Here is a 21,189-nt window from a genome sequence, read left to right on the forward strand (position 1 = left end):
GGACGTAGATAGTAAGAAAGCCGACGTTTGACGTCGGTTTTTTTGTGCGTGCTACAAAGTGATTTATAAATAAAAGGTTCTTTAATAAATGGTTAAGCAGTCAAGTTGCATATGAATTCAACGCGTGATTTAGTCTGTCTTGGTGCATTTCCAAATCTGTTTTGGTGCAGTGCTTTATGCTGTTTTGTATAAAGTGATAATCCTCACAAATAGTGCAGTCTATTTAGGGGATATGTGATGTGCAATTAGATTTCATGTGGCATTAATGTTAATTTGCCGACAGTGTTCTAGCATAAGATGCTAAATAAAAGTATCAATTCAGATACATCAACACTAAAGGCTGTTTTTTAATAAATCCCTATGTGTAATTCACTATTCATTAGGTTTTTATTAGAGATTTACACTGTGACCTTGAGTAATTCGGAGAATTATCCGATTTTTTGCGACTTGTTTATGGCAAATTACTTCAATGGTTGATAGTGTGTGCCTCAATCTTTGTAAGGTTTTAGATTTTTATGCTTAAACTTTGAGCTAAATAAATCTAAATCACTGCCGTTCAGTGAACTTAGCAAAGAAGTCATGGATGCAATACGTAAAACTTGGAGTTTATTAAATGTACAAGAATAAAATCACTCAGGCCCTTCTTCTAGGTGCTGGTTTGGCAGTGGCTGCCACTTCTACTCTTTCTATCGCTGCTGAAGTTCCAGCAGGCACAGAACTAGCAAAAGTTCAGGAACTTGTTCGCGGTAATGGTACTGAAGTTGCGACTATCGACCCACACAAATCTCAAGGTGTACCAGAATCTCACGTAATTCGTGATCTTCTAGAAGGTCTAGTGAACCAAGATGGCGAAGGTAATACAATCCCAGGTGTAGCCGAAAGCTGGGAAACGACGGACAACAAAACATTCACTTTCCACCTACGTAAAGATGCAAAATGGTCTAACGGCGATCCTGTAACAGCTGAAGATTTCGTTTACAGCTGGCAACGTGCAGTCGATCCTGCCACTGCTTCTCCATATGCTTGGTACATGGAATATACCAAGATGGTGAATGCGAAAGACATCGTAGCGGGTAAGAAAGACAAGAGTGAGCTAGGTGTTAAAGCTGTAGATGCAAACACGCTTGTTGTTGAACTAGATACAGCGGTACCATATTTCGTAATGATGATGGGCCACACAACAATGAAGCCAGTACATCAGGCGACTGTTGAAAAATTCGGTGACCAATGGACTAAGCCTGACCACTTCGTTGGTAACGGTGCATTCTCTGTTGATAAATGGGTTGTGAACGAGCGTTTAGTTCTAAAGCGTAACGACCAATACTGGAATAACGATAAGACGGTTCTTAATAAAGTAACGTTCCTACCAATCGAAAACCAAGTTGCGGAAATGAACCGTTTCTTATCTGGTGAAATCGACTTTACAAACGAACTTCCAACTGAGCACTTCAAGCGCCTTAAGAAAGAGTATGCGGAAGATGTATCTGTAGCGGGTAACCTATGTACTTACTACTACATCTTTAACACTAAGAAAGCACCATTTGATGATGTTCGTGTACGTAAGGCTATCTCTTACGCAATTGACCGTAATATCGTAAGTGACGCAATCCTAGCACAAGGTCAAAAACCAGCTTACTTCCTAACGCCTGAAATCACAGCTGGCTTTAACCCTGAACTTCCTGCTTACGGCAAGATGTCTCAAAAAGAACGTAATGAAGAAGCTGCACGCCTTCTTGAAGAAGCGGGTTACGGCAAAGACAACCCACTAAACTTCAACCTACTTTACAACACGTCTGAAAACCATAAGAAGATTGCTGTAGCGCTGGGTTCTATGTGGAAGAAAACACTGGGTCTTAAAGTAACGCTTGAAAACCAAGAGTGGAAAACTTACCTATCTTCTAAAGATTCTGGTGACTTCGAAGTAGCACGTGCTGGTTGGTGTGGTGACTACAACGAAGCGTCGTCATTCCTAACGCTAATGAAGAGTAACAACACTACCGGTGGTGTTCACTACGATAGTGCTGAGTACGACCAAATCATTGATAAAGCACTTAACTCTACATCAGCAGAAGAGCGTGAAGCACTTTACCTAGAAGCTGAGGCGTTAATGGCTAAAGACATGCCTATCGCACCTATCTACCAATACGTGAAATCACGTCTACTAAATCCGCACGTTGGTGGTTTCCCTATCAACAACGCGGAAGATAAGATCTTCTCGAAAGACTTATACATCAAAGCTCAATAATAAGCTTCGATTCTAAAAAGTTAATATAACTATAACGATACAGACACTACATGCGCAGAGCGCGCATGTAGCGTCTTTCTAATTTTAATTGTCACAGACTGAAAGAGTGAGTTTATGCTTAAATTCATTATGAAAAGGATATTTGAAGCGATTCCAACCATGTTGGTGTTGATCACTATATCTTTCTTTCTCATGCGTTTCGCTCCGGGTAACCCGTTTTCAAGCGAACGTCCATTACCGCCAGAAGTTATGGCTAACATCGAAGCTAAATACGGCTTAGATAAACCTGTATTTGAACAGTACACCACGTACTTGACCAACATCCTTCAGGGTGACTTTGGTCCATCTTTTAAATACCAAGATTATACAGTAAATGAGCTGATTGCTGTTGCGCTTCCAGTATCTGCGAAGGTAGGTTTTGTTGCCTTTATCTTCACATTATTGATGGGGGTAACGGTCGGAACCATTGCCGCCTTGAAGCACAACACCTGGATCGACTACACCATAATGTCGACCGCCATGCTCGGGGTGGTGATGCCATCCTTCGTGTTGGCTCCAGCGCTTATCTACCTATTCTCTCTACACTGGCATATATTTCCAGCAGGTGGTTGGCACGGTGGTACGTACATGTACATCGTCCTACCCGTTATCGCGATGTCTCTTTTATACGTAGCAACCTTTGCTCGTATCACTCGCGGTAGCATGATTGAAACCCTAAACAGTAACTTTATCCGTACAGCTCGAGCTAAAGGTCTAAGTTACCGTTATATCGTTCTTAAACATGCGCTTAAGCCAGCAATGCTACCTGTTGTTTCATACATGGGGCCTGCGTTTGTAGGTATCATTACAGGTTCAGTTGTTGTTGAAACCATCTTCGGCCTACCGGGTATTGGTAAGCTGTTTGTTAATGCCGCGTTTAACCGTGATTATTCGTTAGTAATGGGTGTAACCATTTTGATTGGTTTCCTATTCATCTTGTTCAACGCAATCGTTGATATTTTACTAGCGCTTATTGACCCGAAAATTCGCTACTAGCAGGGACGCATGGTTATGTTGAAGAAAAAAGAAAACTTAGAAGCGATCGAAAAATTCTCTGAGAGTTTGGAAATTGAAGGTCGTAGCTTGTGGCAGGATGCGCGTATTCGTTTTATGCGCAACAAAGCCGCAATGATCAGTCTGTTCATTCTAATTGTTATGGTGCTATCGGTAATCTTCTTACCTATGTTGGCACAGCATGCTTACGATGATACTGACTGGTACGCAATGCACGTAGGCCCAAGTGCTGATCACTGGTTTGGTACCGACAGTTTAGGTCGTGACCTATATGTTCGTACGATGATTGGTGGCCGTATTTCTCTTATGGTTGGTGTGATGGGCGCATTCGTAGCCGTACTGATAGGTACGCTTTACGGTGCGGCTTCAGGTTTCATTGGCGGTCGTACTGACCGAGTGATGATGCGTATCCTTGAGATCTTATACGCGGTTCCTTTCATGTTCCTCGTGATCGTACTGGTGACATTCTTTGGTCGTAATATCGTACTTATCTTCGTTGCTATCGGTGCGATTGCTTGGCTCGATATGGCGCGTATTGTACGTGGCCAAACGTTGAGTTTACGTAGTAAAGAGTTCATTGAGGCTGCTCACGTATGTGGTGTCAGTAAATGGAAGATCATTACACGTCATATCGTACCGAACGTATTGGGTATTGTTGCGGTTTACTCAACGCTACTTATTCCAAGCATGATCCTTACTGAATCATTCTTATCTTTCCTTGGTCTTGGTGTTCAAGAGCCTATGACAAGTTGGGGCGCGCTGTTACAAGAAGGCTCGCAAACAATGGAAGTTGCTATTTGGCAACTGGCATTCCCAGCGGCATTCATGGTAGTTACACTGTTCTGCTTTAACTACGTAGGTGATGGTCTGCGCGACGCGCTTGATCCAAAAGACAGATAAAGAAATAGCAATTAAAAGCTATAAAAGATTAAGGAAGCAATAATGAGCTTATTAGATGTCAAAGATCTGCGCGTCGAATTTACCACGCAAGATGGTACGGTAACCGCAGTAAACGACCTGAACTTCTCACTCAACCAAGGCGAAACGCTGGGTATTGTTGGTGAGTCGGGTTCGGGTAAATCTCAAACGGTATTTGCACTGATGGGACTGCTGGCTAAGAACGGTATCATCTCAGGTAGTGCAAAGTTTGAAGGCAATGAAATTCTTAACCTGCCTGAGAAAGCACTGAACAAAGTCCGCGCTGAACAGATCGCGATGATCTTCCAAGATCCAATGACATCACTGAATCCTTACATGAAAGTATGTGATCAGCTGATGGAAGTGCTTATGCTGCATAAAGGCATGGGCAAAGCGGAAGCGTTCGAAGAATCAGTACGTATGCTGGAAGCGGTGAAAATCCCTGAGGCACGTAAACGTATTACCATGTATCCACACGAGTTTTCTGGCGGTATGCGTCAACGTGTGATGATTGCAATGGCTTTGCTATGTCGTCCAAAACTACTGATTGCTGATGAACCAACAACGGCTTTGGATGTAACCATTCAAGCGCAAATCATGGAATTGCTGAACGAGCTTAAAGATGAGTTCAATACAGCAATCATCATGATCACCCATGATTTGGGTGTAGTTGCCGGTTCTTGTGACAAAGTTCTAGTGATGTACGCTGGCCGTACCATGGAATACGGCACCGTAGATGAAATCTTCTATGAGCCTAGCCACCCTTATGCGGAAGGCCTGCTTAAAGCAATTCCTCGTTTGGATACCGAAGGTGAAATTCTGCCGACGATTCCAGGTAACCCACCTAACTTACTTCGCCTACCAACCGGTTGTCCTTACCAAGACCGTTGTCACCGTGTAATGGACCGTTGTAAGCAAGAAGCACCAATTTTGCAACCATTTGCGAAAGATCGCCAGCGTGCTTGTTTTTCTGATTGGGAGACTTGGACAAAATGAGTAAAGAATTACTATTAGATATTAAAAACCTTAAGGTTCACTTTAGCATTGCGGCTAAGTCTGCTTGGCCTTGGGCGAAACCATCAAACCTTAAAGCGGTTGATGGTGTGGATGTTCACCTTTACGAAGGTGAGACTCTGGGTGTAGTAGGTGAGTCTGGCTGTGGTAAGTCAACATTTGCACGCGCAATTATTGGCTTAGTTGAGGCAACTGAAGGCGAAGTTATGTGGTTAGGTCAAGACCTGACTAAAATGCAGGAAGTGAAGCGTCGTGAGACTCGTAAAGAGATTCAGATGATCTTCCAAGACCCGCTAGCATCGCTTAACCCGCGTATGTCAGTTGGAGACATCATTGCTGAGCCTCTACAAACTTTCTATCCAGAGCTTTCTAAACAGGAAGTGAAGGACAGAGTTAAAGAGATGATGGCAAAGGTTGGTCTACTACCCAACGTAATCAACCGTTACCCACATGAATTTTCTGGTGGCCAGTGTCAACGTATCGGTATCGCACGTGCACTTATCTTGAAGCCTAAGATGATCATCTGTGATGAGCCGGTTTCTGCTCTGGATGTATCTATCCAAGCTCAAGTAGTAAACCTTCTTATGGAACTACAGAAAGAGTTAGGTTTGTCTTTGGTATTCATCGCGCACGATTTGTCGGTTGTGAAACACATTTCTGACCGTGTATTGGTGATGTACTTAGGTAATGCTGTTGAGCTAGGTGAATCAGATGCCTTGTTCTCAGATCCTAAACACCCATATACCAAAGCATTGATGTCTGCAGTTCCGATTCCAGACCCACGCTTAGAGCGCAGTAAAACCATTCAGATGCTGGAGGGTGATCTCCCATCACCAATTAATCCACCATCAGGTTGTGTGTTCCGTACTCGTTGCCCTGAAGCAACCGAGGCCTGCGCGCAAACCAAGCCAACTATTCAAGGCGATGACGTACACGCAGTATCTTGCTTGCACGTACAAGTCTAGAACCCGTTTGATACGGTTCAGCCTGTGACAGGCTTAAGCGCAACTTTTTTATGAGTTGCGCTTTTTTTGTGCCCCAAATTTCTCATGAATAACCTTCTTCAAATAATTCGAACAACTAAGCCAACTTCTTCTAGTTTTGAAAAATTAGGTTTTTCTTATACTAGAGAAAAGTTTAGATGATAGAGGTTTGGATATGGGCAAGTTAGTTGAAGGTATTTGGCACGATGTGTGGTACGACACCAAAGAAAGCGGTGGTAAGTTCGTTCGTGAAGATGCGGGCTTTCGTAGTTGGATCGAAAACAAAGCCGGCGCGCAGTTTGAACCAGAAAGTGGTCGTTACCATCTATACGTATCGTTAGCTTGTCCTTGGGCGCACCGAACTCTTATCTTCCGAGAGCTGAAAGATTTAACCGATCATATTGACGTGACAGTGGTTTGCCCCGATATGATGAGCGAAGGTTGGCAAATGGGTTTACCTGAACCTCTGTTTGGTCATACTCGTATGCACCAAATCTATACTCAAGCCAAACCTGACTACTCAGGCCGAGTAACAGTTCCAGTGCTTTGGGATAAGAAAACCAACACCATCGTGAGTAACGAGTCCTCTGAAATTATCCGCATGTTCAACTCAGAATTTAATGAGTTAACAGGCAATACGGATGACTACTATCCGTGGGAATTGTCGAAGAAGATTGATGAGTGGAATGACTACATCTATCCAAGCATCAATAACGGTGTTTATCGCACTGGCTTTGCAACCACTCAAGAAGCTTATGAAGAAGCGTATGACGCGTTATTTGAGGCGTTAGACAAAGTAGATGCACATCTTAGTGAACATCGTTATCTAGCGGGTAATGACATCACAGAAGCAGATTGGAGATTGTTTACCACTTTGGTTAGATTCGATGCGGTGTATGTAGGCCACTTTAAGTGTAACAAGCAGCGAATTTCAGACTACGTCCATATTCAGGGCTACTTAAAAGAGCTGTACCAGATCGAAGGCATTAAAGAGACGACCGATTTCTATCACATCAAACGTCACTACTATTACAGCCACACAGGTATCAACCCAACCCAAGTTGTGCCGAAAGGACCTGCGCTAGATTTAGAATCAACCCATGGGCGAGGCTAGATTCATCTTAAGAGCATCAAATAACCTTAAACGGTAGACATAAAAAAACCCTAGATAAGAATCTAGGGTTTTTTGCTTCTACAAAAGAAAAATTAGTTAATTACTTTTTCTTCAGCTTGAGCTGCTTGGTCTGCTTGGATAGCCGTTAGAGCTACTGTGTAAACGATATCGTCTACTAGAGCGCCACGAGACAAGTCATTTACTGGCTTGCGCATACCTTGAAGCATTGGACCGATAGACACTAGGTCTGCTGAACGCTGTACAGCTTTGTAAGTCGTGTTACCCGTGTTTAGGTCTGGGAATACGAATACTGTCGCTTTACCTGCAACTGGAGAGTTAGGCGCTTTAGAAGCGGCTACGTTTTCCATGATTGCTGCGTCGTACTGAAGAGGACCGTCGATCACAAGATCAGGACGTTTCGCTTGAGCAAGTTTGGTTGCTTCGCGTACTTTATCTACGTCTGCACCTTTACCAGATTCACCAGTAGAGTAAGAGATCATAGCAACGCGTGGGTCGATACCAAATGCCGCAGCAGAATCTGCAGATTGGATAGCGATTTCAGCAAGCTGTTCAGCTGTTGGATCTGGGTTGATCGCACAGTCACCGTATACAAGAACTTGATCAGGCAGAAGCATGAAGAAGATTGAAGATACGATAGAAGCATCAGGTGCTGTCTTGATGATCTGGAACGGAGGAACGATTGTGTTCGCCGTTGTGTGAACAGCACCAGAAACTAGGCCGTCAACTTCACCCGCTTCAAGCATCATAGTACCTAGGAATACTGAATCGTCTAGCTTCTCACGAGCGACAACTTCAGTCATACCTTTAGCGCCACGAAGTTCTACTAGACGAGCTACGTAGTTTTCGCGAACTGATGCAGAATCGATGATCTCAACGCCAGCGCCTAGCTCAACACCTTGTTGTGCAGCAACGCGACGGATTTCGTCTGGGTTACCAAGAAGCACACAAGTTGCGATACCGCGTTCAGCACAGATAGAAGCTGCTTTAACAGTACGTGGCTCATCGCCTTCAGGAAGAACGATACGCTTAGCCGCTTTACGAGCAAATTCAGTTAACTGGTAACGGAATGCTGGTGGGCTTAGACGACGAATGCCTTGAGTACCTTCAGATAGAGAATCAATCCAAGGGCCATCAATGTGGCTTGCAACGTGATCGTTAACGAACTCGATACGCTCTTTATCGTCTGCAGGAACTTCTAGGTTGAAGCTCTGTAGGTTTAGAGACGTCTGCCAAGTGTTACCTTGAGCCTTGAAGATCGGTAGACCTGAAGCGAATGCTGGCGCACAAAGGTTAGCAATGCTTTCTGGAATGTCGTAACCGCCAGTCAGTAGGATTGCGCCAATCTCAACACCGTTTTTCGCAGCAAGAGCCGCAGCAACGATAACGTCAGGACGGTCTGCAGAAGTTACTAGCAGTGAACCTGGTTTGAAGTGCTCAATCATGTGCGGTAGAGAACGTGCACAGAAAGTGATGCTCTTAATACGACGAGTTGAGATTTCACCTTCGTTAACGATTTCAGCGTTAAGGTGCTTAGCCATATCAACCGCGCGAGTTGCGATTAGGTCGATGCTCCATGGCACACAGCCAAGAACACGGATAGGGCTAGAATTGAAGATTTGCATTACTTCAAGGTTCGCTTGTTGAGCGCTATCTGCATCATCGAAGATTTCAGAAAGGTCAGGGCGAGTACGGCCAGCTTCATCAACAGGTGCATTCAGTTTGTTAATAATAACGCCTGAGATGTTCTTGTTTTTAGTGCCGCCGAAGTTAGAACATGCTACTTCGATGTGCTCTTTAAGCTGAATAGGGTTGTACGTACCTGGAGTCGCAACGAATACGATCTCTGCGCCTAGTGTTTTAGCGATTTCCGCGTTCACTTGGTTAGCAAATGGGTGCTTACGAGTAGGTACTAGACCTTCGATAAGCGTTACTTCTGCATCTTTGTTGATCTTGTTGTATTGCTCAACAACAGACTCTAGAAGCTCGTCCATTTTTTCGCTACCGATCAAAGCTTCAGCTTTAGTCATTGCGATTGGCTCACCAATCTTAATGTCGCTGTTTGCACTGATGATAGTAGACGTTAAATCAGGTTGGTTACCACCGCTGCGAGGTTGAGCGATTGGCTTGTAGAAAGAAACACTTACGCCCTTACGCTCCATAGCGCGAAGAACACCCATGCTAACACTAGTAAGACCAACACCAGCGCTTGTAGGGATAAGCATAATAGTACGGGACATTGACGAACACCTTTGACTATTGGAAATAAAAAAAGCTCAACTGCTATTCCCACCGATATTTAAATTGGGGTAGGAATAGAAGTTGAGCCCCATTTTCTTGATATGAAAAACTGACTAGCTTCGAGTGAAGCTAGTCAGGAAAATCAATTAAAGACCTGCTAGTTTCGCAGTGTCTTCAGCAATTACTAGCTCTTCATTAGTAGAGATAACCATTGCAGGGATACGGCTGTTAGCTGTAGTGATAGTACCTTCGCCGCCGAAACGTGCTTTAAGGTTAGCTTCGCTGTCAACTTCGATGCCGAAGATGCCTAGGCGGTTAAGAACCATTTCACGGATTGGGCCAGAGTTCTCGCCGATGCCGCCAGTGAAAGTGATTGCGTCTAGACGGCCTTCTAGAGTTGCAGTGTAACCAGCAACGTACTTAGCTAGACGGTGACAGAACACGTCCATTGCACGAGTTGCTTCTTCTTTCTCACCGTAGTTGTCTTCAACGAAACGACAGTCAGAAGTCACTTCAGTTAGACCAGCTAGGCCAGACTCTTTAGTTAGCATGTTGTTGATTTCTTCAACAGAGTAACCAAGAGCGTCGTGCAGGTGGAAGATGATCGCAGGATCAAGGTCACCACAACGAGTACCCATTACTAGACCTTCAAGAGGAGTAAGACCCATAGAAGTATCTACAGATTGACCGTTCTTGATTGCACATACCGATGCGCCGTTGCCTAGGTGACAGTTGATGATGTTAACTTCTTCAACTGGCTTGTTTAATAGACCAGCAACTTCACGAGTAATGAACAGGTGAGAAGTACCGTGCATGCCGTAACGACGGATGCCGTGCTCTTTGTACAGGTTGTACGGTAGAGCGTATAGGTAAGACTCAGAAGGCATTGTTTGGTGGAACGCAGTGTCAAATACAGCAACGTTTTGTAGACCAGGGAAGTTCTGTTGAGCCGCTTCGATACCGATAAGGTGAGCTGGGTTATGAAGAGGTGCGAAAGTCGCAGCGTCTTGAATACCCTTAAGAACTTCATCAGTGATAAGTGCAGAAGAAGTGAACTGCTCGCCACCGTGTACGATACGGTGACCGATAGCGCCAAGGTTAGCTTTAAGCTCAGGCTTAGAAGCAAGAATAGTTTCTACCATGAAAGATAGTGCTTCTACGTGAGCTGCGCCCGCGCCTAGTTGTGCTTCATGCTTGCCGTCAAGTTTCCACTTCATACGAGCTTCTGGAAGACCAAGACACTCAGCAAGACCAGTTAGGTGCTCAGCACCTGTTTCTGCATCAACAACAGCAAATTTAAGAGAAGAACTACCACAGTTTAAAACTAAAACTAGCTTAGACATTAATGACTACCTGTTTATTTTTCTGATCGAAATCAGTTAAGGATGAAAATTAATCTCAAGAATAGTCGAAGCACATAGGCTTGCGTACTAACCTTGGTCAAAAAAAACGTTAATTTCCGTATTAAAGTGAAAGCGCACTTTTTCAGAAAAAGAGGCTTTTGCATTCCTTGCAGAAGTCGTCCCAAAGTTGCTTAAATTGTAAATAAGGGCAACAATGAGATTGAGGTCTGCAAATAATAGCGATATTGTGCAAATATAACAAAAAAATTTGAAAGAATATTATTTTTCGTCAAATTTTTGTGTTTTTAGTTGATGATTTCAACTTTTTTTTAATGGGAGACTCATATGAGTAATAGAGTTGGTTTAGCGAGCAGTTTAAAAGATGGCCAAAAGTACATGGATCTCTGGCCTGTTCGAAAAGAGTTAAACGCTATCTTCCCTGAACAGCGCATCATTAAAGCCACGCGTTTTGGTGTGAAAGTGATGCCAGCGATAGCTGCTATTAGTATTCTTACACAAATGGTCTTCAACAATTATCATGCGATGCCGCAAGCTGTGGTTATGGCGTTGTTTGCGATCAGCTTGCCACTTCAAGGCATGTGGTGGTTAGGTAACCGTTCGAACACTCAATTACCGCCAGCATTGGTTTCTTGGTATCGAGAGTTGCACGAGAAGATCAGCGAAACAGGTTTTGCATTGGAACCAATGAAGCCACGCCCTCGTTACAAAGAGTTGGCGATCATTTTAAATCGCGCATTTCGTCAGCTAGACAAATCTTCAATGGAACGTTGGTTTTAAAAGGTCGTCCTATATCCCCCTCTAGTCTGAGAACAGTCATACATCATCGATAGCTCGTTCTCAGATTTGCTCCTCTCTTCTAATCGCTTCACTTGCCCTTTATTCATTTAGCTTTGCCTTTATTTGCCGTGCTTATTTTGTATTCATTGAGTTTCTTACCTTTTAAATCAAACAAACCCGCTTATCCCCACATAATTCGAACCTTGTTGTATTTTTGTTAAATATCACTTCAAGTTATCAATAGTTACTGGTAATAATGTCAATAGTGATTTTTGATGTTGTTCTCTTCGATCGAGTAATAACGAGTAGAGCTTGATTTGGGGAGCGATAATGAGTTCTGTAAGAAAGGTATTGGCAGCGGTTTTAAGCTGTTTGCTGTTGCTATGGACTGGCAATGTAGTGGCGAACGTCGCCAAAGTGTCGGTTTCACAAGTTGTCGACCATCCCGATTTGAATGCGACACGCTTAGGACTCATCGAAGGGTTAAGAGTTAAAGGCTATGAAGCGGGTAAAAATTTAGAGTTCTCTTATGAAATGGCTAATGGCAGTCCGGCGCAAGCCGCAAAAATTGCCAGAGAGTTAGTCAGCGAAAACCCCCACGTATTAGTGGGTATCGCGACACCGACTTCGCAAGCTTTGGTTTCTGCGACTCGCTCAATACCGATTGTATTTACCGCGGTTACGGACCCTATCGGTGCAAGGCTTGTTAAGCAATTGGATAAACCGGGACGAAACGTTACCGGCCTTTCTGACTTATCACCTATTTCCCAGCACGTATCTCTGATTAAAGAGCTCCTTCCTCAGGCAAGCTCAATTGGGGTTGTTTATAATCCGGCAGAAGCAAATGCCGTCGCGTTAGTTGGGCTATTAAAGAAGTCGGCACGAGACTTTGGTTTTACTCTGCACACTGAAAAAGCGCTAACCATCGATGATGTAGAATCAAAAACCGAATCCATTGCCAAGAAGTCTGATGTTATTTACGCACTGACAGATAACACTGTTGCAAGTGGTATAGAAGGGCTTATAGAAGCTGCGAACAGGGCTGGAACGCCAGTGGTTGCCGGAGCGACGTCTTACGTGGGTAAGGGGGCGATAGCTGGCTTAGGTCTAGATTACTATGATGTTGGGGTGCAAACCGCCGATTATGTGGCTGCTATTCTGAACGGACAAAAACCGGGTAAGCTGAGTGTTAAAACTGCACAGAGTTCGCAACTGGTTGTGAATTTGGATGCTGCTCGTGAGCTTGGTGTCACATTGCCTCAGTCTGTGATTGAGCGTGCGATAGTTAGCCGTTGAACAACATTAGGTTTCAATTGACGGACTATCTATAAGTTACTTTGTTAACAGTGCTTTAATACATTTAATGAACAAAAAAATTTAATCTAAATGCTATTTTCTCTCTACTTTCTTAATTTTTAAGCAGTTATCTAACCATTACTCATACCGTTAATATCAATTTACATTGTTTTACATCGAGAGGACTGTTGATTAATGTCATAATATTAATGGTATAAATGAAAACAGCTGATCGCTAAGAGCACATTATATGAAAGTAAACAGGCACTTTAGCCTTACCTTTGTCTTCGGGTTTCCCGCAGTGATCGCCGCGATGCTACTTGGCCTAATAGGAAAGAACCACTTTGACGCGGTAGAAAAAGACATCAGCAGCGAATTCAACCGTATTGAAGACGTGTTCAAAGGAACTACTAAAGTTGTCACCGCCTTAGACTACAGCTTCTCAAATTACTACAAATCCGGTAATCCTCTTTTCCTCGACCACAACAAGCAAGTGGTTGATGGTCTTTGCCGTATTTGGCCTATCGATAGCCTGCTTCTTGCCGATGGCAAAACTACCGACATTCCTTCAGTTGATATTGATTACATGTTGGTCGGTGAAGAATCTTTGTGTACAGAAACCAGCGGTACCTATAAAAGTGCTTCCGAGAAAATAGCTCTAGCACCTATTCTTTCATTTCTCTCTCAACTTGATGAATTCCACAACGGTGTGCATTTTATTGATAAACGCGGATACGTTATTTCGTCACCGGAAGATTTTGCTAAAGGGTTAGGAAAGGAATTACTTTCGACCATCAAAAGCCGTCCATATTGGCAAAGAACCGCTAACAACCCAGATCTACTGACTTTATCTGGCCCTGCATATCGGTTTGACTCCCTTGATCGAATTATTAGTATGACGATTCCTGTGTTCCATCAAGGAGTGCACCAAGGGATGCTCTCAGTAGATATTGATGCTGACAGGTTACTCGCGAGCTCTAATGAGCATCTAGCGGGTCGGATCGATATTATTGATACGACTTTAGCTAACCCGATTGATACGGCCACGTTCTACCACGAGATTAAGCTAGAAGGGGTCGCGTCTCATCATGCGATGTACTATGAGTTGGATCTTGCTAACGAAGTGGAGCACTTTTTCGTTTATGAAAAAGACAGCCTAATCGTGGCTATTATCGTGTATCTGTTCTCGGTTACGATTTTCTTTTATGTTAACTCCAATATTGAACGTGGTTACTTCAAAGAACTGGCAGCTAAAGACCCAATGACCGGGTTATTGAATCGACGAGGCTTAGAAGCGTTCTGGCGCAGCGTAGAGCATGATCAACTGTTTGCCTTAACGGTATTTGATATCGACGATTTTAAGTCAATTAATGATACTCATGGCCACGATAAAGGTGATGATGTGATTCGTTATATGTCACGTCAAATTAGTAACAGTGTTCGAAGTAGTGATGTGGCAGCACGGTTTGGCGGAGAAGAGTTTGTCGTTTATATGAAAGGCGATGATCGTGAGACGCTGATAAGGACACTAGAACGTGTAAAAAATGCGGTCTGCGCTAACTCGGCCGACGTTGTTCCTAATGGATTTACGGTATCTGGCGGTGTTTGTATTGTTGAAACAGAGCAAAACAAGCTTAACTTTGAAGAGATATTTAAATACGCCGATGAAAAACTGTACGTGGCTAAGACTACGGGGAAAGACCGGATCGTATTTTAGCCACGCTATGAGGTTCAATATCGCGATAGGGGGGGAACTAACTCAAACGGGTTGGTGGTATTCTTCTTGGTAACGTTGAAGGCGCTCTACAATGGGTGGCGCTTTTTTGAAAGTACGAATTTCTTTAAATAGTTCGTTCGCTTCAGGGTAGCCTTTACTTAAATAGACAAACCATTGTTTCACTCTATTGGGGTAGTACATGCCTTTATCCCCTTTAATTTGAAACTCGGAATAGCGCAGTAAAAGTGCGATTACTTTATCCCATGGCATTTTCTGGTGGTTGTGCTTAACAACGTTGCCAAGATTGGGAATATTAAAAGCGCCGCGGCAGACCATTAATGAGTCGACGCCTGTAGCTTCTATGCAATCTTGACCATCTTGGTAGTTCCAGATTTCCCCATTAGCAATCAACGGCAGAGAGGTTTTCTCTCTTATTTGATTGATGTAATCCCATTTGATTTCACTGGCTTTATAGCCGCCAACTTTGGTTCTTGCATGCACAGTGAGTTCGTCAGCTTTTGCTTGCTCGATAGCGTCGACAATTTCAAAGCACTCTTCCGGGTGCTCCCAACCCAATCGGATTTTTGCGGACACGGGAATATGCGCAGGGACTGCTTCTCGACAGGCGTTCACCACTTGATAGATGAGCTCTGGCTCTTTTAGCAGTGAAGCCCCACCATTACTTTTGTTTACCGCTTTTGCTGGGCACCCAAAATTAAGATCAATGCCTTTAGCGCCTAAGTTTGCCGCTTGAAAAGCATTTTCGGCCATCCAATTCGGGTGTTGCCCTAGAAGTTGCAGATGGATTGGCACACCTGCCATGGTTTGAGAGCCTTGATGCAGCTCTGGGCAAATACGGTGGAACACATGTGGAGGAAGAAGTTGATCAACGACGCGCACAAACTCTGTCACACAGAGATCGTAATCATTGATCTCTGTAAGAATCTCACGCATTAGGTGGTCTAGTACGCCCTCCATAGGGCCAAGTATTACTCGCATGCTGCTTTACCGAAACTGAGTGGACCGAAAAATTCGAGGCGTGATTGTACGGTTTGCCTACAGGATTGTCACTATGAGTATGGTTTACCTGTCTTGAGTGTACGCTACCCGGCTTGATGATGGTTTATCGCTTAATAGCGACATCTTGGGGAGTATGGCGTTATAATATCGAAAATGCCCCAATATTCAGAGCTTTCATGACATATCAATTATTAAGCCTACCGGAATCAATCACTGACATTACTCCACAGTTCATTGAAGGTTCAATCCTTGCTTCCAACTTAGCGACCAAACCACTCGATCCAGAAGAATGGTTAGCTATCGTTGCACCTGAAACAGGTAAAGAGCTTGTAACAATAGTGACGGAACAGATTAATCGCCAGCACAACCTGATTCAGCGTAGTGAATACTTACTGACAGACGTACTTGTTGATGGTGACTTTAACGAGCAATTCGCGGATTTCGCTGAAGGCTTTATGATGGTTTGGCCAACAGTGGAAGAGCAGTGGCAAAGTGTGACTGTCGCGGATGGTACTCTGCGTATGCTGCAAGCACTCCTAACAACCTTGATGCTTGGGATTGATGAAGAGCAAACTCAGCAACAAATGGTCGCGGCCGGGCTCGAGAATCCACCTGCGCTTGCCGATTTAATCGATCAGATAGATCTGATGATTTCAGAGGTTGCAATGGCGGCTGATGAGGCGATGCTGGGTAATAAGTCACAGAGTGTGAACCCATTTAAAGATATCGGTCGAAACGACCCTTGCCCATGTGAAAGCGGCAAAAAGTTTAAACAATGCTGTGGCAAAAACAGCTAATCACGGCTTGTTGAGTAACTCAGCTGAGTGACAGACATTCTTTAAGTGATAAAAAGCTTAAGCGATAAAAAAGTCGACCTTGTGGTCGACTTTTTTGTTGTTCTATTTTAAATGATCTAGTGTTAATCGTTTTTCGATTTTACAAATTGAGATATAACCACAAAACTGAAAGCAACCAAGTTGCCCGCAAAGATAATCACTAGCCATTGAGGCATTGAAAGCTCTAAGAACTGCCATACCACCTTGCTACAGTCACCGTAAGCTTCAAACATCCACGGAGCCCATTGGTTTAAAGGTGCCCAGCTAGGGAAAGTAACGAATAAATCACAGGTTGCGAAAGGAGACGGATTAAACTGGTAATCGACGTGCTCTAAAGCCAACGTCAAACCTTTGTAGGCGCCAAATCCCCAACCAGCAAGGCCTAACCAACGTGATATCGGGTTATTCGGAGCAATAGCACCAATCATTGCAGCGATACCGATAGCAAGCATAGCAACGCGCTCATAGATGCACATCACACAAGGGCCAAGCATCATCACGTGTTGAAAGAAGAGAGCGCATGCCTCAAAAAAGACAATAAAAGCCAGCAGTAAAAGCCAAGATAAACGTCCCTTAGAGAAGTCTTTGAGCATTGCAAAAAAGTTCACGAATTTAATCCCGTCTATAAAATAAAAAAGCTCTGAATACTCAGAGCTTTTTATCTTGGATAAGTTTCCTAATCAACTAATATTTTTGATTAGTGAGTTACACATTTTATGGTTTGCGACACAGTGTTTAGCTTAATGACCGCCAGAGATAACTGGAGCAACAGCTTCACCAGTGCGCTGAATGATCCAACCTGCATCATAGAACCATGCTGTCATCGGCTCGACGAGGAACATGATACCTGCAAGACCAACAAGCGCTAATACGATGGTGTATGGCAGGGCCATGATAACCATGCGGCCATAAGATAGTCGAATTAGCGGAGCAAGTGCTGATGTTAATAGGAATAGGAATGCAGCTTGGCCGTTTGGCGTAGCAACTGAAGGTAGGTTCGTACCTGTGTTGATAGCAACAGCAAGTAGGTCGAACTGATCACGAGTAATGATGCCTTCAACCAGTGCTGTTTTCACTTCGTTGATGTATACCGTACCTACGAACACGTTATCTGACACCATCGATAAAATACCGTTGGCCACATAGAATAGTGCAAGCTGTGCGCCTTTATCTTCAACGTGAAGTACTGCATCGATCACTGGTTTAAATAGTGATTGGTCGATGATTACAGCAACAACAGCGAAAAAGACGGCAAGAAGTGCAGTAAATGGCAGTGCTTCTTCAAAGGCTTTACCCATTGAGTGTTCTTCGATAACGCCAGTAAACGCCGTTGCCAGGATGATAACTGAAAGACCAATCAAACCAACTTCAGCGACGTGAAGTGCAAGGCCGACAATAAGCCAAACTGCGATTGCACTTTGAACCCATAGTTTTGCTACGTCTTGTTTTGTACGGTTTGCGCGTTCTTTGTTGTCAAATTCAACTAAGATTTGGCGAACATTATTTGGTAACTCCGCACCGTAGCCAAATACTTTGAATTTCTCTACAAGTGCACAAGTTAGAATACCGCAGAAGAAAACAGGCAGTGTTACAGGTAGCATACGGATGATAAATTCCCCGAATTCCCAGCCTGCTTGTTTAGCAATCACTAAGTTTTGTGGCTCGCCTACCATGGTCATTACACCACCGAGTGCAGTACCCACACCAGCGTGCATAAGTAGTGAACGTAGGAAAGCACGGTAGTTTTCTAAATCATCACGTGTAAGCTCAGAGATCTCTTCATCATGAGTATGATCGTGCGCTGACGTTGTGCCCTTACCTGATGCAACCTTGTGATAGATAGAGTAGAAGCCAACCGCGACGCTAATAACAACGGCGATTACTGTTAGAGCATCTAAGAATGCTGACAAGAAAGCAGCTGCGATACAGAAAGCGACAGAGAGTAGGACTTTGGATTGAATGCCAAGCAGGATCTTCGTGAAAATGAACAAAAGAAGTTCTTTCATGAAATAGATGCCAGCAACCATGAATACTAATAAGAGTAAAACTGGAAGGTTTGCTTGTAGCTCATGATAAACCATTTCGGGTTTGGTCATGCCAATGGCGACCGCTTGAATTGCCAATAAACCACCCGGTTGAAGAGGGTAGCATTTTAGAGCCATAGCTAGAGTGAAAATAAACTCAACCACTAATAGCCAGCCCGCAACAAATGGGTCAACTAGGAAGAAAACAAACGGGTTGATGATTAAAAAGGAAATGATGGCAAGTTTATACCAATCAGGAGCCTTACCAAGGAAGTTCTTGATAAAAGCGTTTCCGAGAGACATCGGCATGTTAATACTCTTTTATGTTGATTATGAATAGATAAGCAATACAACATTTGAGAATCGAGCTATAGAGATTGTTAAAAACTATAACTAACAGTGACTTAGAAAAACTACATTCCATGTAATGTTCTGTGGTCTTGCCAAGTCACTCCCTTAGAAACTCAAGCACTGCTAATTTTTGAGCGCAACTCTACTCTTAGATAACATTTAGTCAACAGGAAAACCCCTGTAGCCCTAAAAATACCTCTTTTTTGTTGAGAAACGCGATCAAAGTAGCGCAAGCATACCACTTAAAATGTGATAAAAACCGACTAGAATCAATATTTCAGCGAAATGATTGAAATTAACAGAATAACGACGGTTTATATATGATTATTACAACTTAATATTGCAAATTAATAACTTTGAAATTATGACCAATCTCATTGATTTTAAAGAAAATTTGTTGTGTTAATGATTTGTTGAAATGGTGGTTTATCGTTGCTTGCTTTTCAAACCTAGGGTGCAAACGTGTGCTGAACTTTAGAGTTTTAACTCTACTGGTGTTTTGGGGGAGTAAAATTTTTGAGGGTGTTTCCGCTGGGTGTGAACTAGTGGTATGATGAGTAAATTAGAACAGAATAATTAAATTGGATTGAAGTGTAGATGGTCATTAAGGCTAAAAGCCCGGCAGGATTTGCAGAAAAGTATATCATTGAAAGTATTTGGAATGGCCGTTTCGCTCCAGGTTCTATCTTGCCCGCAGAGCGTGAGCTTTCTGAGCTGATTGGTGTTACACGTACTACGCTTCGTGAAGTACTTCAGCGTCTTGCTCGTGATGGTTGGTTGACAATCCAACACGGTAAGCCAACTAAAGTTAACCAGTTTATGGAAACGTCAGGTCTTCATATTCTTGATACATTAATGACGTTGGATGTTGATAACGCAAGCAAAATGGTAGAAGACTTACTTGCTGCACGCACCAATATCAGCCCTATTTTTATGCGTTATGCATTTAAAGCAAATAAAGAAGCGTCTGAGCGTACGATTACTAATGTGATCGAATCCTGTGAAGCTTTACTTGCGGCACCGACATGGGATGAATTCCTAGAGTCTTCCCCGTACGCTGACAAGATCAAACAATCAGTGAAAGAAGACGCAGAAAAAGATGAAACGAAGCGTCAAACGATCTTAGTTGCTAAAACTTTTAACTTTTACGATTACATGCTTTTCCAACGTTTAGCATTCCATTCAGGTAACCAAATTTATGGTCTGATCTTCAACGGTGTTCGTAAATTGTACGACCGTGTTGGCAGCTACTACTTCTCTAATCCAGAAGCTCGTCGCTTAGCCATGGAGTTCTACAAAGACTTGTTTGTTATTTGTGAAAGTGGTGAGCGTGAAAACTTGCCACTTGTGATTCGTAACTACGGTATCGCAAGCGCACAGATTTGGAACGAGATGAAAACAACGTTACCAACAAACTTTACTGAAGACGACAGCTAAGTCTTTTCATTAAAGTACTGTTAGGTTGGTTTACTTATTAAGTAAACGACGTAAAGAAAACGAAAAAGCGGCGAGATAATCAAATTATCTCGCCGCTTTTTATTTATCGATAGTTGGTGAAAACTTATCAATAGGCAGTAACTTACCAGTGGCCAGCAACTATCTATAAGTAGTCATTTATCTATCTATGATGAGTAACTTACCCTGCAAACTCTTCTGAGTCTGGACGGTTAGTAAATTGCACGCCATTTAGAAAATCGCAAAGTAGTTGGTCTTCACATACTTTGTAGTTCTTGTTCTCTGGCTTACGGAAGTAAGCACCAATCTCGTACTTACTTAGGCTGATGCCTACCACTTCTAATATATCTAATACATCTTCTGCTTTCATGTTCAACGCAATACGCAGCTTCATGAAAATCATGTTGTTAGTCAGAGCAACTTCAGGTTTAGGCTGAACACCCTCTTTTTTGCCACGCTTAAGGTTGATAAAACCATTTAGAAATACCGCTAACTCTTTATCTTTCATCGTAGAGCATGACTTGTCGTTGTCTTCTTTTAGCCAGTTGATCACTTGGTCATGAGCAACGGTCACATCAGCTTGCTCGATAGCTTTAATGATCTGTGCATTTTTAAGGTTTAGCGCGTGTTGAATACGACGCAAGATTTCGTTGTTAGTCACTGGGAATTCCTAAAAAGGGTTTGGAGAGTAAAGAGGTGTTGGTTAGCCCGTTATCGTCGACAAACCAATTTCTACTCTACATAGCATAGTTGACGGCGACTC

At 43.2% G+C, this 21,189-nt stretch carries 17 protein-coding genes; 11 read left to right on the plus strand and 6 right to left on the minus strand.

Annotated elements, in window-relative coordinates; genetic code table 11:
• Positions 1-613: 613 nt before the first annotated feature.
• The 6 genes from AC3CHU_RS05010 to AC3CHU_RS05035 all read left to right on the plus strand — a co-directional run bounded on the left by AC3CHU_RS05010 (position 614) and on the right by AC3CHU_RS05035 (position 7,327).
• A complete protein-coding gene (locus AC3CHU_RS05010) occupies positions 614-2,245 on the plus strand; it encodes an ABC transporter substrate-binding protein (protein WP_065204943.1) in 1,632 nt (543 codons plus the stop codon).
• A 114-nt stretch (positions 2,246-2,359) separates the two neighbouring features.
• On the plus strand, positions 2,360-3,280 hold the full coding sequence (gene oppB, locus AC3CHU_RS05015) for an oligopeptide ABC transporter permease OppB (RefSeq protein WP_004734022.1): 921 nt from the start codon (positions 2,360-2,362) through the stop codon (positions 3,278-3,280).
• Positions 3,281-3,295: 15 nt separating this feature from the next.
• The gene (gene oppC, locus AC3CHU_RS05020) at positions 3,296-4,198 is read left to right on the plus strand and encodes an oligopeptide ABC transporter permease OppC (protein WP_054547243.1); all 903 of its coding nucleotides are present in this window, start codon (positions 3,296-3,298) and stop codon (positions 4,196-4,198) included.
• A 42-nt stretch (positions 4,199-4,240) separates the two neighbouring features.
• On the plus strand, positions 4,241-5,212 hold the full coding sequence (gene oppD, locus AC3CHU_RS05025) for an ABC transporter ATP-binding protein (protein ID WP_017107310.1): 972 nt from the start codon (positions 4,241-4,243) through the stop codon (positions 5,210-5,212).
• Entirely contained in the window at positions 5,209-6,195 is a 987-nt protein-coding gene (gene oppF / locus AC3CHU_RS05030) for a murein tripeptide/oligopeptide ABC transporter ATP binding protein OppF (RefSeq protein ID WP_004734019.1), read from the plus strand. Before oppD ends, oppF begins: the two co-directional genes overlap by 4 nt.
• Positions 6,196-6,388: 193 nt before the next feature.
• A complete protein-coding gene (locus tag AC3CHU_RS05035; RefSeq protein ID WP_488525176.1) occupies positions 6,389-7,327 on the plus strand; it encodes a glutathione S-transferase family protein in 939 nt (312 codons plus the stop codon).
• Between the two features lie 92 nt (positions 7,328-7,419).
• On the opposite strand, the gene pta is transcribed toward AC3CHU_RS05035, so the two are convergent.
• Entirely contained in the window at positions 7,420-9,585 is a 2,166-nt protein-coding gene (gene pta / locus AC3CHU_RS05040; RefSeq protein WP_004734017.1) for a phosphate acetyltransferase, read from the minus strand.
• A gap of 147 nt (positions 9,586-9,732) precedes the next feature.
• Positions 9,733-10,929 (minus strand): acetate kinase, encoded by a 1,197-nt coding sequence (locus tag AC3CHU_RS05045; protein ID WP_004734016.1) that lies wholly within the window; start codon positions 10,927-10,929, stop codon positions 9,733-9,735.
• Between the two features lie 345 nt (positions 10,930-11,274).
• On the opposite strand from AC3CHU_RS05045, the gene yfbV reads away from it, so the two are divergent.
• From yfbV to AC3CHU_RS05060, 3 genes are all read left to right on the plus strand, one after another.
• Complete coding sequence (gene yfbV, locus AC3CHU_RS05050; RefSeq protein WP_017084030.1) at positions 11,275-11,727, plus strand: terminus macrodomain insulation protein YfbV; 453 nt, start codon at positions 11,275-11,277, stop codon at positions 11,725-11,727.
• 330 nt (positions 11,728-12,057) lie between these two features.
• A complete protein-coding gene (locus AC3CHU_RS05055) occupies positions 12,058-13,023 on the plus strand; it encodes an ABC transporter substrate-binding protein (protein ID WP_171327848.1) in 966 nt (321 codons plus the stop codon).
• Between the two features lie 250 nt (positions 13,024-13,273).
• Complete coding sequence (locus AC3CHU_RS05060) at positions 13,274-14,740, plus strand: GGDEF domain-containing protein (protein WP_488525177.1); 1,467 nt, start codon at positions 13,274-13,276, stop codon at positions 14,738-14,740.
• A gap of 42 nt (positions 14,741-14,782) precedes the next feature.
• Here AC3CHU_RS05060 and dusC read toward each other — a convergent pair whose 3' ends face one another.
• Complete coding sequence (gene dusC, locus AC3CHU_RS05065) at positions 14,783-15,739, minus strand: tRNA dihydrouridine(16) synthase DusC (RefSeq protein ID WP_017084026.1); 957 nt, start codon at positions 15,737-15,739, stop codon at positions 14,783-14,785.
• A gap of 197 nt (positions 15,740-15,936) precedes the next feature.
• On the opposite strand from dusC, the gene AC3CHU_RS05070 reads away from it, so the two are divergent.
• The gene (locus tag AC3CHU_RS05070) at positions 15,937-16,557 is read left to right on the plus strand and encodes a YecA family protein (RefSeq protein WP_017091557.1); all 621 of its coding nucleotides are present in this window, start codon (positions 15,937-15,939) and stop codon (positions 16,555-16,557) included.
• Between the two features lie 122 nt (positions 16,558-16,679).
• On the opposite strand, the gene dsbB is transcribed toward AC3CHU_RS05070, so the two are convergent.
• Positions 16,680-17,204 (minus strand): disulfide bond formation protein DsbB, encoded by a 525-nt coding sequence (gene dsbB / locus AC3CHU_RS05075; RefSeq protein WP_488525178.1) that lies wholly within the window; start codon positions 17,202-17,204, stop codon positions 16,680-16,682.
• A gap of 132 nt (positions 17,205-17,336) precedes the next feature.
• The gene (gene nhaB, locus AC3CHU_RS05080; RefSeq protein WP_488525179.1) at positions 17,337-18,929 is read right to left on the minus strand and encodes a Na(+)/H(+) antiporter NhaB; all 1,593 of its coding nucleotides are present in this window, start codon (positions 18,927-18,929) and stop codon (positions 17,337-17,339) included.
• A gap of 639 nt (positions 18,930-19,568) precedes the next feature.
• On the opposite strand from nhaB, the gene fadR reads away from it, so the two are divergent.
• Positions 19,569-20,408, plus strand: a complete 840-nt coding sequence (gene fadR, locus AC3CHU_RS05085; RefSeq protein WP_017084025.1) for a fatty acid metabolism transcriptional regulator FadR — start codon at positions 19,569-19,571, stop codon at positions 20,406-20,408.
• Between the two features lie 199 nt (positions 20,409-20,607).
• Here the strand turns inward: fadR and AC3CHU_RS05090 are convergent, their stop codons facing one another.
• On the minus strand, positions 20,608-21,087 hold the full coding sequence (locus tag AC3CHU_RS05090; protein WP_017084024.1) for a YehS family protein: 480 nt from the start codon (positions 21,085-21,087) through the stop codon (positions 20,608-20,610).
• Positions 21,088-21,189 lie beyond the last annotated feature (102 nt).

The organism is Vibrio sp. QJM3NY_39 (assembly GCF_057785895.1).